Origin of the sequence: Microbacterium sp. SCN 71-21, from assembly GCF_001725695.1 — a bacterium.
Lineage (GTDB): Bacteria > Actinomycetota > Actinomycetes > Actinomycetales > Microbacteriaceae > Microbacterium > Microbacterium ginsengisoli.
In genome coordinates, this window is the sequence record NZ_MEGA01000067.1 from 1 (window position 1) to 12,910 (window position 12,910).

Sequence of the window (12,910 nt, forward strand, 5' to 3'; positions counted from 1 at the left end):
CTGCAGCCGTGGGCCCGCGGCGTCGAGGAGGCTTCCGGCCTCATGACCGGCATCCTGCTCCCCGACGGCACCGACCGCTCCCGCGTGCTGCGCGCGACGTCCGCCCGCGGCTCCGGCATCACCGCGGGGGTAGGCGACGTGCCCGCCGGCCACCTGCGTCTGAACCACACCGGTCCTCGCGCCGGCTTCGCCACGATCGCCGCCGATCTGACCTCCCTCGCCCTCGCCGTGACCGCAGAAGGGGTCCGCGTGGACCTCGCCGCGGCCGCCACCGAGCTCGCCGCGCTTCCTGCGGCCGTCTGACAAGGAGACGCATGCCTCGCCGACTGCACCTCAACGCGTTCGAGAACTTCTCGCCCGGCAACATCGCCTCTGGCCTGTGGCAGCACCCGCAGGACGACTCGCGGGCGTACCGCTCACTGACGTACTGGACCCGATTGGCCCGAGATCTCGAGGCAGCGGGCTTCGACGCGATCTTCCTCGCCGATGTGCTCGGCGTGCTCGACGTCTACAAGGGCGGCCCCGACGAAGCCCTCCGCACGGCCAGCCAGGTGCCGATCGGCGACCCGCTGACGCTCGTGTCGGCGATGGCGGCGGTGACGGAGCGCCTCGGTTTCGCGGTGACATCCTCGGTGAGCTACACGCACCCCTACACGTTCGCGCGCAGCCTCGCGAGCCTCGACCACCTCAGCGGCGGGCGGGTCGGCTGGAACATCGTGACGTCGTACCTCGACAGCGCGGCGCGCAATCTCGGGCGCGGCGAACAGCTGGCGCACGACGAGCGCTACGACCTCGGCGACGAGTTCCTGGAAGTGACGCACAAGCTGTGGGAGCTGTCGTGGGATGCCGACGCGGCCGTCGTCGACAAGGAGCGCGGCGTCTACGTCGACCCCGAGCTCGTACGGCCGATCGGTCACGAGGGCCGCTACTTCTCGGTGCCCGACGAGTTCCTCGCGGAGCCGTCGCCGCAGCGCACCCCGGTGCTCTTCCAGGCGGGATCGTCGTCGCGCGGGCAGCGGTTCGCGGCGGAGCACGCCGAGGGCGTCTTCGTGCACGGCACCCGCCCCGAGGTGCTGGCCCCGATCGTTGCGAACGTGCGCTCCGCCGCCGAGGCGGCCGGGCGCGCACGCGAATCGGTGCGGGTGCTCGCGGTTGCGACGATCGTGACCGGCGAGACCGACGAGATCGCCCGGGCCAAGTTCGCCGACCTGCAGCGCTACGCCGACTACGGCGGCGCGATGGTGCAGTTCGCGGGGCCGGTCGGAGTGGATGTCGCGGACCTCGACCCCGACATCCCGCTCACCGACATCGCCTCCAACGGCGCGCAGTTCTCGGCGAAGTTCTTCGCATCGGCCGACCCGGACCGCACCTGGACCTTGCGTGAGGTCGCGGAGTACATGGCCGTGGGTGGGATGGGACCGACCATCGTCGGCTCGGGGGCGACGGTCGCCGACGAGCTCGAGCGCTGGGCGGAGGTCGCGGACCTCGACGGCTTCAACCTCGCCTACGCGGTGCGTCCCGGCACATTCGACGACATCATCCGATACGTCGTGCCGGAGTTGCGCCGCCGCGGCGTTCTGCCCGAGCGGGAGCACGGCGCGCGCACCCTTCGCGAGGCCCTGTTCGGCGACGGCGAGCCGGCCCTGAAGGCCGATCACCCGCACTGGCGCATCGCGCTCTGACCACTTGTCGGCGCCGACGAGGGCGCTGATACGATCCGCACACACGCCGCACGGCAGCAGGGGGCACCACGTGACGACCAAGACCCGGAGGTCGACCGCCGCGGTCGATCACCACGCGACACTGCGCGCCCTCATCCTGAGCGGGGAGATCGGCGCCGACACCCGGCTCTACGAAAGCGCGCTCACCGATGAGCTCGGCACCTCGCGCACGCCGATCCGCGAGGCGCTGGCGATGCTCGAGCGCGACGGCATCCTCGTGCGCGAGGCGCGCGGCTACCGTGTGCGCACGCGGTCGACGCAGGAGGTGCTCGACTACTTCGACATCCGCATCGCGCTCGAGTCGTCGGCAGCCGCTCTCGCCGCCGATCGCGCCACGCCTCTGGAACGCGGGCGCATGGTCGAGCTGCTGCGCCGCGCGGACCAGGCGACCGACGAGGAAGCGGCCGAGCACCACCGCGCGTGGCACCGCACACTCATCGAGGCGTCGCACAATCCCGCGCTCGTCGACTTCGTCGAGCGCGCCGAGATCATGATCCTGCTGCACGAGCGTCCGTGGCCGCGGTCGATCGCCGGCACACAACAATCCCAGGCCGAGCATCTGGCGATCCTCGACGCGGTGCTGCAGGGCGACGCACAGGCCGCGCAACGGCTCATGGCCGACCACATGGTGCGGGCACGCGACTACCAGCTGCACGCGGCGATCATAGACCTCTGAGTGGCGGCCACTCCCAGTGCGACAGCGGCGATGGTGGAGATGGGGGGAATCGAACCCCCGTCCATCGCTGGGTCTCTGCGCCTTCTCCGGGCACAGTCTGTGCAGACGTGTTCTCAGTCCCGACGCTTGTCACAGACACCTGCGTCGACGGACTCATCCTGAAAGAGTCCCTCGCAACCCTCAGGCGAGGTTACGAAGCAAGATTCCTAGATGACGCCAGGACCCGTATCGGAATCACATACGGACTGACGGACTCGGGCTCGCTGCTCAGGCAGCGAGGGCGAAGTCGGACTGCGACTTGTTGGCAGTTATTGGTTCGCAGGGGGCGTTCACGAGATAACCCTGCATCCTCGGCCCGCTTCTCGCAGATTCGCAGGCGATGTCGAAACCGATCATCCCCATGTTCCCTCGGTGAGGGGCCGCTGTCGCACTGTGGAGTTGCCATGCCCTTGCGGGCGATCGGAAGCGCGAGGCATCCGAGCGTTTCAGAATACAACGGATGCCGCGCCCCTGCCATTCCCCGCCGTCACCGCGGCGCGCGTGTGACGCCCACGGCGCGGCGCACCCGCCGATACAGTGAACCCACCCGGACCAGTGGAAGGAGCGCGATGTCTGCGCGCGTGAGCTTGGGCGCCCTGGCGGGCGTCGTCGGATTCCTGGCCTTCGTCGAGTTCACGAGCGGCGTGCTGCAGGGCTACTACACCCCGATGCTCACCGACATCGCCCGGCATCTGTCCATTCCCGATGCCGACGTGAACTGGCTCGAGGGAACCCAGCTGATGCTCTCGGCGCTGGTCGTGCCCGCCTTCGCCAAGCTCGGCGACATGGTCGGACACAAGCGGATGCTGCTCATCTCGACCGCACTGACCGCAGCCGCGTCGGCGGCGCTGCCGTTCACCGACTCGTTCCCGGTCTTCCTTGCGGCGTGGACGCTGCAGGGCTTCTACGTGGTCTGGCTGCCGCTGGAGATCGCCCTCATCTGGTCGCGCACGCGCGGCCGCGAGGGGCGCGCTGTGCTCACCGCACGTGCGGCCGGCCTGCTCGTCGCGGCGCTCGAGATCGGCGCGATCTCCGGCGCACTCATCGGCGGTGCGCTCGTGGACGCGCTGCCCCTGCAGCTGGTGCTCTCGATCCCCGCCGTCGCGGTGGTCGCCTGCTTCTTCGTCGTCCTGTTCGGTGTGCGCGAATCGCCCGAGACCACCGGCGGCCGCCTCGACACCGTCGGACTCGTGCTGATCTCTCTGGCGTTGCTCTCCTTCACGGGCGGGCTGAGCCTGCTGCGCATCAACGGCCCGACAGATCTGTTCTCGTGGGGGGTCACGCTCGTCGGCGTGGCGCTGGTCGTGCCGTTCGCCCTGTGGGAACTGCGCCATCACGACCCGCTCATCGACGTGCGCATGTTCCGCTCCCCCGCGCTCGGTCCCGTGTTCCTGACGGCGGGCCTGTTCGGCGTGAGCGTGCTCGGGTCACAGGCACCGCTGTCGACCTTCGCGCGCACCGATCCGGCCGCCGCAGGGTTCGGCCTCGGCACGACCGGCTTCCAGACGAGCCTCATCATCGGCATCTACCTGATCGCCATGATCATCGGCGCGCTCCTCTTCCCTGTGATCTCACGCCTCGTCACCCCGCGGGTGACGCTGATCGGCGCCGCAGTGCTGGTGGGTGTCGGCTTCCTGCTGTTCGTGCCCTTCCACTCGGCCTACGCGAGCGTCGTCATGAACATGGTCGTCGTGGGACTCGGATCGGGCGCGCTCGTCGCCGCCCTCCCCGCCGCCGCGGCATCCGCTGCGCCGGCCACCCAGACCGGCGTCGCGACGGGTCTCACCAACTCCGTGAAGACCGTCGGTGGCGCCATCGCGTCATGCGCGTTCGGCATCGCACTGTTCCAGGGCAGCCTCGGCGCCGAGGGCGGCGGGCAGACCGCGGCATCCTTCTCGGGATACCTCACCGTGTGGATCGTCTGCGGCGTCACCGCGCTCGTCGCCGCCGTGCTGCTGGTGTTCGTGCCGAAGCAGGCGTTCACGGATGCCGCGGCCGAAGTGGCCGAGGCATCCGCCCAGGTCTGAGGATCAGTCGCCGAGGCGGTTGCGGGTGCGCATCGCGCGCTCGGCCTCACGGCGGTCCTGGCGCTCGCGCAGCGTCTGGCGCTTGTCGTACTCGGCCTTGCCCTTCGCGACCGCGATCTCGACCTTGGCGCGGCCGTCAGAGAAGTAGAGCTTGAGCGGCACAAGCGTGTAGCCGCCGGCGGAGATCGCATGGCTGAGCTTCACGATCTCGTCCTTGTGCAGCAGCAGCTTGCGCAGGCGCTTCGCGGAGTGGTTGTTCCAGGTGCCCTGTGAGTACTCGGGAATCGTCACCGCGTCGAGGAACGCCTCACCGCGCTCGATGAACGCGTACCCGTCGGAGAGGTTCGCGCGCCCCTGGCGCAGCGACTTCACCTCGGTGCCGGTGAGCACCAGGCCCGCCTCGTACGTCTTCTCGATCGAGTACTCGTGGCGCGCGCGACGATTGGTCGCGACGACCTTCTCCCCGCGTTCCTTGACCATGACCTGCTCCTCCGGGATACTCGCGCCGATCGACGCGAGCCCCCCAGTCTATCGGAGCCGGGATCAGGCGCGAAGCCACCGCCGGATCGCGAATCCCGCCGACAGAGCGGCGAGCACCACGCCGATCACGATCATCGCCGGGATGACGTACCAGAGGTCGTCCGTCGTGACCCAGGAGGTGATGAACGTCACCCTCGGCTGCAGGTAGCTGCCGACGCCGAACTGCACGCCCGCCCACACCGTGACGCTCGCGAGCGCCGACCCGATGACCGCCGAGATCACGCCCTCGAGCACGAAGGGGGTCTGGATGAACCGGTTCGACGCTCCCACGAGACGCATGATGCCGATCTCCCGACGTCTGGCGAACGCCGACAATCGGATCGTCGTGGAGATCAGCAGCACCGCGGCGATGAGCATGAGCACGGCGATGCCGACGGCGATGTAGGTCGCGACCGTCAGCGCCGAGAACAGCGGCTGAAGGTACTGCATCTGATCGGCGACCTCTTCGACGCCCGCGGTCGAGGAGAACTGCTCGGCGAGCACGTCGGACTGCGACTGGTCCTTGAGGTTGATCCAGAACGTCGCATTGATCTGGTCGGGGCTGATTACCGACGCGTACTGCGATCCGAGCTGCTGGATGGCGCTCTGGTAGGCCTCCTGACTCGTCTGGAACGTGTAGTTCTTGATGAGCGGCGCGAGCGTCGATCCGTCGAGCGTCGCCTTCACGGCGGCGATCTGGTCGTCGGTGGCCGCGGTGCCGGGGGCGCAGTTCTTCGCCTGGGACACTGTCGAACACATGTAGACGGCGACCTGTGCGCGGTCGACCCAGAACGAGCGCAGCTTGCCGATCTGCGACTGCATGAGCATGGCGGCGCCGACAAAGGTCAGCGACACGAAGGTCACGAGGATGACCGAGATCACCATCGAGGCGTTGCGGCGCAGCCCGCCGAACGCCTCGCCGAGAACGAGTCCGAGCCTCATCGCGTGGGTCCCACTTCCTCGCCCGGGCCCTCGAGCCCGAGACGGTCGGCGACGCCCAGCGCGTCGAGCGAAAGATCATCCGCCTCCGTGGGGCGGGGTGCCGCCGGTGCCGACGCGGCGGTCGGCGCGGCCTGCGGAGCGGGCGCCTGCGGCGGGGTGACCGGCGCCGCGGCGGGCGCCGCCGGCTGCGGCGCCACCGCGGGCTGCGCGGCGACCGGCGGAACCGGCGCCTGGGAGTCCGCGGCGATCTCCTTCTGCAGCTCGATGACCTCGGTCAACGCAGCGACGGCGGCCGCGCCGCGCTCCTGCTGCGGCTGCAGTCGCGGGATCGATGAGGTGTCGCCATAGCCGCCGTGACGCTCGTCGCGCACCATCTCGCCGCCGCGCAGCTCGATCACTCGGCGCTGCATCTGGTCGACGAACGCGGCCTCGTGCGTCGCCATGAGCACAGTGGTTCCGCTCGCGTTGATGCGGGCGAGCAGCTGCATGATGTCGACGGATGTCGCGGGGTCAAGGTTTCCGGTCGGCTCGTCGGCCAGCAGCACCTGGGGACGGTTCACGAGGGCGCGGGCGATCGCGACGCGCTGCTGCTCACCACCGGACAGCTCGTGCGGAAGGCGCTTCTCCTTGCCGGCGAGGCCCACGAGCGCGAGCGCCTCGGGCACCGCCTGGTGGATGAATCCGCGTGAGGATCCGATCACCTGCAGGCTGAACGCGACGTTCTGGAAGACGGTCTTGGTCGGCAGCAGCCGGAAGTCCTGGAACACCGAGCCGATGTTGCGGCGGAAGTAGGGGACCTTGCGGCTCGCCACCCGTCGCAGATCCCTGCCGAGCACGACCACACGGCCCTGACTGGGGATGTCCTCGCGGAGGATCAGACGCAGGCACGAGGACTTCCCCGATCCCGACGCTCCCACGAGGAAGACGAACTCGCCGCGTTGCACCTCGAAGTCGACGCCGTTGAGGGCGGGCTTGGAGGTGCCGCGATACCGCTTGGTGACGTTCTCGAACCGGATCATGGCTGTGTCAGCCTAAGCGCGGCTCTCGCGGCATCCGGGTGCGACACCCGGGGGCGCGACATCCGTTCACCGGATGTCAGTCGTCGTCGTCCTTGCGCTTGCGCCAACGGATTCCGGCGGCGATGAAGCCGTCGAGGTCGCCGTCGAAGACCACGGCGGGGTTGCCGACCTCGTGGCCGGTGCGGAGGTCCTTCACGAGCTGCTGACCGTAGAGGAAGTAGGAGCGCATCTGGTCGCCCCAGCTCGCCGTGATGGTGCCGGCGAGCTCCTTCTTCTTCGCCGCCTCCTCCTCGCGCTTGAGCAGCAGCAGTCGGGTCTGCAGCACGCGCATGGCCGCGGCGCGGTTCTGGATCTGCGACTTCTCGTTCTGCATCGAGACGACGATGCCGGTCGGGAGGTGGGTGATGCGCACGGCGGAGTCGGTGGTGTTGACCGACTGCCCGCCGGGGCCCGAGGAGCGGAACACGTCGACGCGGATGTCGCCCTCGGGGACGTCGACCTCGACGGCCTCCTCCATGACCGGGATGACCTCGACCGCGGCGAAGCTCGTCTGGCGCTTGTCGGCGCCGCCGAACGGGCTGATGCGCGCGAGACGGTGGGTGCCGGCCTCGACCGAGAGGGTGCCGTAGGCGTAGGGCGCGTCGACCTCAAAGGTGGCCGACTTGATGCCGGCTCCCTCGGCGTAGGAGGTGTCCATCACCTTGACGGGGTACTTGTGGCGCTCGGCCCAGCGCAGGTACATGCGCATGAGCATCTCGGCGAAGTCGGTGGCGTCGTCGCCGCCGGCGCCGGAGCGGATGGTGACGACCGCCGACCGTGAGTCGTACTCACCGTCGAGGAGGGTCTGCACCTCCAGCTGGCTGATGACCTCGCCGAGGTCCTTCAGCTCGCGGCGGGCCTCGTCGGCCGAGTCCTGGTCCTCGAGCTCGTTGGCGAGCTCGACGAGCACCTCGAGGTCGTCGAGGCGGCGGGCGACCGCGTCGATGCGGGCGAGGTCGGCCTGACGGTGGCTGAGCGCGCTCGTCACCTTCTGCGCCTTCTCGGGGTCGTCCCAGAGGTCGGGTGCACCGGCCTCCTCGCTCAGGCGAGAGATGTCGGCGCGCAGCGCATCGACGTCGACGACGGCGGTGATGTCGGCGAACGTGGAGCGGATGGCCTGGATATCGGCGGACAGATCGAGCTCGAGCATGACAGTCCAGACTAACGTGGAAGCGATGGATGATCGTGCGGGCCTGGTGCTGGGCCGACTCGCACCCATGATCTACGGGCCGACCATCCTCTTCTCCCTCGGCGAGGGCGCGGTCATCCCCCTCGTGCCGGTCATCGCGACGAAGCTCGGGGCGGATGTCGCGGGTGCCGGCTTCATCGCGAGCGCGCTGGTGGTGGGGCAGCTCGTCGGCAATCTCCCCGCCGGCTGGCTCGTCGCCCGCGCCGGTGAGCGCGTGACGATGGCGATCGCCGGCGGCGTCGCGATGCTGGGCGTGCTGGGCACCGTGTTCGCGCCGAGCCTGCCGGTGTTCGCGGCGGCGGTGTTCGTGATCGGCTTCTGCGCGGCTGCGTTCGGGCTCGCCCGCCATTCGTTCATGACGACGCGGGTGCCGCTGCACTTCCGTGCGCGGGCGCTGTCGCTGCTCGGCGGCTCCTTCCGGCTCGGCATCTTCGTCGGTCCGTTCATCGCCGCCGGGCTCCTCGCGGTCTTCGGCACCGAGCATGCGGCGCTCTGGTTCTTCGCCGGATGCCTCGCGGTGCTCGTCGTTCTCGTGCTGTTCGGTCCCGACCCCGAGCGCGTCGCCCCGTCGGGAGGGGAGCCGGTCGTCGCGCTCGAGCGGGAGGGCGTGTTCCGCACGATGTGGCGCCACCGCGGCATGCTGTCGCGCCTCGGGGTGGCCGCGGCATCCCTGTCGGCGGTGCGCGCCGCCCGCCAGGTGGTGCTGCCGCTGTGGGGCGTGTCGATCGGGCTGGACGCCAGCACCATCGCGCTCGTCGTGGGCGTGTCGGGCGCGATCGACTTCGCCCTGTTCTACGCGAGCGGGCAGGTGATGGACCGCTTCGGGCGGTTGTGGGCAGCCCTGCCGGCCATGCTGCTCATGGCGGGCGGATTCCTGGTGCTCGCCTTCACCCACGACGTGTCGGGACGCCTCGGCTGGTACCTCGCCGTCGGCATCGTGCTGGGGCTCGGCAACGGGCTCTCGAGCGGCATCCTGCTGACCCTCGGGGCCGATGTCGCACCGCGCGCGGATCCCGCGCCGTTCCTCGGGTCGTGGCGCACGCTGAGCGATGCGGGCGGGGCGACCGCTCCCGTGCTCGTGAGCATCATCGCCGCGGCCGGCAGCCTCGCGATCGCGACCGGCGCCGTCGGCCTCATCGGTCTCGCCGGCGCGCTCGCGTTCATCCGCTACGTGCCCCGGTTCGTGCCGCACGCGCGGACGAGCCGACGCGGCTAGCGACTCGGAGTCACCGGGTCTCGACGAACGACTGCGTGCCGATGACGGTGAGCAGCGCCAGCTTCTCGGCGTCGGGGGTGCCCGGGGTCGCCGTGAACACGAGCAGTCGCTGTCCGGTGTCGGTGTCGAGCAGCGTCTGGCAGTCGAGTGTGAAGGTGCCGATCTCGGGGTGCACGAAGCGCTTCGTGGCGGGATGCTTCTCGCGCACCTCGTGCTCGGCCCACAGCGCCCGGAACTCCGGGCTCTCGTCGTCGAGCGCACGCACGACCCGACCGGCGAGCGAGTCGTCGCCGTAGCGCACGTAGGCACTGCGCAGCTCGGCCACGAAGGCGCGGGCGCGCTCGTCGTGGTCGTCGCGGGCGTAGACGTCGCGCGAGGCGGGCTGCGCGAACCACCGGTAGACGGTGACCCGCGCGAGGCCGGTGAGGGCCGTCGCGTCGCCGAGCAGCGCCTTTGCGGGCGCGGTCTGCACGAGGGTCTCACCGAACTCGCTCACGACCTGCGCGGGGGTGTCGCGCAGCCGGTCGAGGATGCGCAGCATCGCCGGCGCGACGTGCGAGCTGCCGCCGGTGCGCTCGGGCGCGGGGTGCCCGGCGAGGCGGAACAGGTGGCCGCGCTCGTCGTCGCTCAGCCGCAGGGCGCGGGCGAGGGCGGTGAGCATCTGCTCCGACGGCTGGGGGCTGCGGCCCTGCTCGAGCCGGTTCAGATAGTCGGTCGACATCGTCGCGAGCTGGGCTACCTCTTCACGACGCAGCCCCGGCGTGCGGCGGCGCGGGCTGCGTGCGAGCCCGACGTCCTCGGGTTGCAGCGCCTCGCGTCGGCGGCGCAGGAAGTCGCCCAGCTGTTCACGGTCCACTCCCCCATGGTCGCCGCGACCCGGCGCGCGAGCAAGGGATCGCCGATCCCCCGATCGACGAGTCCTTCCCGGATGCCGCGCCCCGCCCGACGATCGAGACATGACCGATTCACGAATCATCCTCATCACCGGCGGTTACCGTGGCCTGGGCCGCGCCACCGCCCTCGCCGTCGCGGCCGCCGGCGACGACGTCGTCGTCACCTATCGATCGGGCGCCGGCGACGCGGCATCCGTCGTGTCCGACATCGCGGCGCTCGGGCGGCGCGCGGTGGCGCTGGAGCTCGACACGACCGCGCCCGAGACGTTCGCCGCGTTCGCCGACACCCTGCGCGCCACGCTCTCGGCGACCTGGGGACGCGAGACGTTCGACGGGCTGGTGAACAACGCCGGGTTCGCCGGCAGCACACCGTTCGGCGGCATCGAGCACGAGACGATCGACGCGCTGGTCGCCGTGCATTTCACCGGGGTCGTGCTGCTCACACAGCAGCTCGAGCCTCTGCTCACCGACGGCGGCCGCATCGTCAACATCTCCAGCGGCCTCACCCGCAATCCCGCCAACTCGGCGTATTCGGTGTACGCCGCGATGAAGACCGCCATCGAGACGTGGACGCTGTATCTCGCGAAGGACCTCGGCCGGCGCGGCATCACCGTCAACACGGTGGCGCCGGGGGCGACCGCGACCGACTTCGCGGGCGGCGGCATCCGTGACGACGAGGGCTACCGCGGCATGATCCTGCCGACGGTGGCGCTCGGCCGCATCGGCGAGCCCGACGACGTCGGCCGGGCGATCGCGACCGTGCTCGACCCGCGCCTGGCGTGGGTCACGGGTCAGCGTATCGAGGCGTCGGGCGGCCAGCGCCTGTGACCTGCGAGGGGGCGGATGCCGCGGCATCCGCCCCCTCGGCCTCGATGTCGCGCCGGGCTCCTAGGCTGGAGGGATGACCGTTCCCTCTGTGACCCTCAACTCCGGTTATGACATCCCCCAGCTCGGCTTCGGCGTGTTCCTCGTGCCGCCGGCCGAGGCCGAGAAGGCGGTGAGCGAGGCCCTCGAGGTGGGCTACCGCCACATCGACACCGCCGCGATCTACAAGAACGAGGAGGGCGTCGGCGCCGCGATCGCGACAAGCGGCATCCCCCGTGACGAGCTCTTCATCACCACGAAGCTCTGGAACGACCGGCAGGCCGGCGACGAGCCGCTCGCCGCGATCCGCGAGAGCCTCGACAAGCTGCAGCTCGACCACGTCGACCTGTATCTCACGCACTGGCCGACGCCCGAGAAGAACACCTACGTGAACGCGTGGGAGAAGCTCATCGCGATCCGCGATGCGGGGCTGTCTCGCTCGATCGGCGTCTCGAACCACCTGCCCGAGCACCTCGATCGCCTCGTCGCCGCGACCGGCGTGGTGCCGGCGGTCGACCAGATCGAGCTTCACCCGGCCTACCAGCAGCGCGACGTGCTCGCGTGGGCGGCCGACCACGGCACGATCATCGAGTCGTGGGGTCCGCTCGGCCAGGGCAAGTACCCGCTGTTCGAGAACCCGGCCGTCGTCGCGGCGGCCGAGGCGCACGGTGTGAGCCCGGCGCAGGCGGTCATCCGCTGGCACCTGCAGCGCGGCTTCGTGGTCTTCCCGAAGTCGACCCGCAAGGAGCGCATGGTCGAGAACTTCGAGGTGTTCGGTTTCGAGCTGACCGCCGACGAGGTCGCCGCGATCGACGCCCTCGACACGGGTGACGGTGCGGGCCGCGTGGGGACGCACCCGCTCGAGTTCAACTGACCTCGTCTCGATTGGTCACGGCCGGTCGCCTTTGGGCGGCCGGCCGTTGCCGTGCGCGCCCGGGGCCTACGTGACCACCCCGCGGCACACGTGATCGCGGCATCCCGGGTCACCGCAGCGCGACGCGGCTCGTGGCGGTCGAGGTGAGATCGACCCCCGCCGGCACGAACGGCGAGAGCAGCACCGACCGCCAGGTCGACGTCACTGTCACCCGCGCTGAGCGACCGTCGTCGGTCACCGCGTCGACGAGCACGGCGTCGGCCCCCGTCGCGGCCAGCGCACGCTCGGCACCCGAGGTGATGTCTTCCCCACGCTGCACGATCACCGCCCCCTCGCCCTCCAACCGGATGTCATACGAGGATGCCGCGGCCACCGCCGCCGCGTCGGCGACACCGTCCAAGCGCTTCTGCGCGAGGAACAGACCCGTCGCCTCCGCGCATACCAGCACCAGGGCGATCGCGAGCATCCCGTAGCCGAGCACGAGCGGGAGGATCGACCCCTCGTCATCGGAGCGGGAGGATCGACCCCTCGTCATCGTGTGCGCACCGCGCGGTCATCGTCCCGGCCCCGCCGACACGAGCTGCACCGCCGACGCCTCGATCGGCAGCGCCGCGAGATCCTCCCACCCGAACACGGGCGGCACGAGCGGCAACACCACGCGCGTCTGCACCGTCGCGGTGAGCACGGCACCGGGGGCGGGGCATCCGTCGTCCGCCGGGGCGCAACGGACCCGCACCGAGATATCGGCGGGGTCGATGCCGTAGTCGGCGGCGGTGGTCTGCACCACCCGCGCGATGTGGCCGTCGATATCGCCGTCGGCCACGGCGATCGATCGAGCGAGGTGGCGGGCCGCGGCATCCGCGCCGAACGCATGCGACTGCACGAGCCCGAG

General features: G+C 70.3%; 14 protein-coding genes and 1 other RNA gene. 7 read left to right on the plus strand and 8 right to left on the minus strand.

Annotated elements, in window-relative coordinates:
- The 3 genes from ABT08_RS10100 to ABT08_RS10110 form a co-directional block, all read left to right on the plus strand.
- On the plus strand, window positions 1-303 hold a 303-nt coding region (locus ABT08_RS10100; protein WP_288114859.1), incomplete at its 5' end, for a hypothetical protein.
- An 11-nt stretch (window positions 304-314) separates the two neighbouring features.
- A complete protein-coding gene (locus ABT08_RS10105) occupies window positions 315-1,682 on the plus strand; it encodes an LLM class flavin-dependent oxidoreductase (RefSeq protein ID WP_288114860.1) in 1,368 nt (455 codons plus the stop codon).
- Window positions 1,683-1,752: 70 nt separating this feature from the next.
- Window positions 1,753-2,397, plus strand: a complete 645-nt coding sequence (locus ABT08_RS10110) for a GntR family transcriptional regulator (RefSeq protein WP_056207050.1) — start codon at window positions 1,753-1,755, stop codon at window positions 2,395-2,397.
- Window positions 2,398-2,428: 31 nt separating this feature from the next.
- Here ABT08_RS10110 and ssrA read toward each other — a convergent pair.
- Window positions 2,429-2,797: a transfer-messenger RNA gene (ssrA, locus tag ABT08_RS10115) on the minus strand.
- A 208-nt stretch (window positions 2,798-3,005) separates the two neighbouring features.
- Between ssrA and ABT08_RS10120 the strand changes: the two genes are divergently transcribed.
- Window positions 3,006-4,463 (plus strand): MFS transporter, encoded by a 1,458-nt coding sequence (locus ABT08_RS10120; RefSeq protein ID WP_288114861.1) that lies wholly within the window; start codon window positions 3,006-3,008, stop codon window positions 4,461-4,463.
- 3 nt (window positions 4,464-4,466) lie between these two features.
- Here ABT08_RS10120 and smpB read toward each other — a convergent pair whose 3' ends face one another.
- The 4 genes from smpB to prfB form a co-directional block, all read right to left on the minus strand.
- Window positions 4,467-4,943 carry an SsrA-binding protein SmpB gene (smpB, locus tag ABT08_RS10125; protein WP_045248522.1) on the minus strand — a complete coding sequence of 159 codons (477 nt, stop codon included), beginning with the start codon at window positions 4,941-4,943 and terminating at the stop codon, window positions 4,467-4,469.
- A gap of 63 nt (window positions 4,944-5,006) precedes the next feature.
- Entirely contained in the window at window positions 5,007-5,924 is a 918-nt protein-coding gene (gene ftsX / locus ABT08_RS10130) for a permease-like cell division protein FtsX (RefSeq protein WP_045248523.1), read from the minus strand.
- Complete coding sequence (ftsE, locus tag ABT08_RS10135) at window positions 5,921-6,943, minus strand: cell division ATP-binding protein FtsE (RefSeq protein WP_056207051.1); 1,023 nt, start codon at window positions 6,941-6,943, stop codon at window positions 5,921-5,923. Before ftsE ends, ftsX begins: the two co-directional genes overlap by 4 nt.
- 76 nt (window positions 6,944-7,019) lie before the next feature.
- Window positions 7,020-8,132: a peptide chain release factor 2 gene (gene prfB, locus ABT08_RS10140; protein ID WP_045248525.1), complete on the minus strand. Its 1,113-nt coding sequence runs from the start codon at window positions 8,130-8,132 to the stop codon at window positions 7,020-7,022.
- A gap of 25 nt (window positions 8,133-8,157) precedes the next feature.
- Between prfB and ABT08_RS10145 the strand changes: the two genes are divergently transcribed.
- The gene (locus ABT08_RS10145) at window positions 8,158-9,387 is read left to right on the plus strand and encodes an MFS transporter (protein WP_056207053.1); all 1,230 of its coding nucleotides are present in this window, start codon (window positions 8,158-8,160) and stop codon (window positions 9,385-9,387) included.
- Between the two features lie 10 nt (window positions 9,388-9,397).
- Here ABT08_RS10145 and ABT08_RS10150 read toward each other — a convergent pair whose 3' ends face one another.
- Complete coding sequence (locus ABT08_RS10150; RefSeq protein ID WP_056519912.1) at window positions 9,398-10,243, minus strand: helix-turn-helix transcriptional regulator; 846 nt, start codon at window positions 10,241-10,243, stop codon at window positions 9,398-9,400.
- Window positions 10,244-10,343: 100 nt separating this feature from the next.
- On the opposite strand from ABT08_RS10150, the gene ABT08_RS10155 reads away from it, so the two are divergent.
- Both ABT08_RS10155 and ABT08_RS10160 read left to right on the plus strand, forming a co-directional pair.
- Window positions 10,344-11,108 (plus strand): SDR family NAD(P)-dependent oxidoreductase, encoded by a 765-nt coding sequence (locus tag ABT08_RS10155; protein WP_056207055.1) that lies wholly within the window; start codon window positions 10,344-10,346, stop codon window positions 11,106-11,108.
- 73 nt (window positions 11,109-11,181) lie between these two features.
- Window positions 11,182-12,018, plus strand: coding sequence for an aldo/keto reductase (locus ABT08_RS10160; RefSeq protein ID WP_288114864.1), 837 nt, complete (start codon window positions 11,182-11,184; stop codon window positions 12,016-12,018).
- A 109-nt stretch (window positions 12,019-12,127) separates the two neighbouring features.
- On the opposite strand, the gene ABT08_RS10165 is transcribed toward ABT08_RS10160, so the two are convergent.
- Entirely contained in the window at window positions 12,128-12,553 is a 426-nt protein-coding gene (locus ABT08_RS10165) for a pilus assembly protein TadG-related protein (protein ID WP_288114865.1), read from the minus strand.
- A gap of 18 nt (window positions 12,554-12,571) precedes the next feature.
- On the minus strand, window positions 12,572-12,910 hold a 339-nt coding region (locus ABT08_RS10170), incomplete at its 5' end, for a TadE family protein (protein ID WP_288114866.1).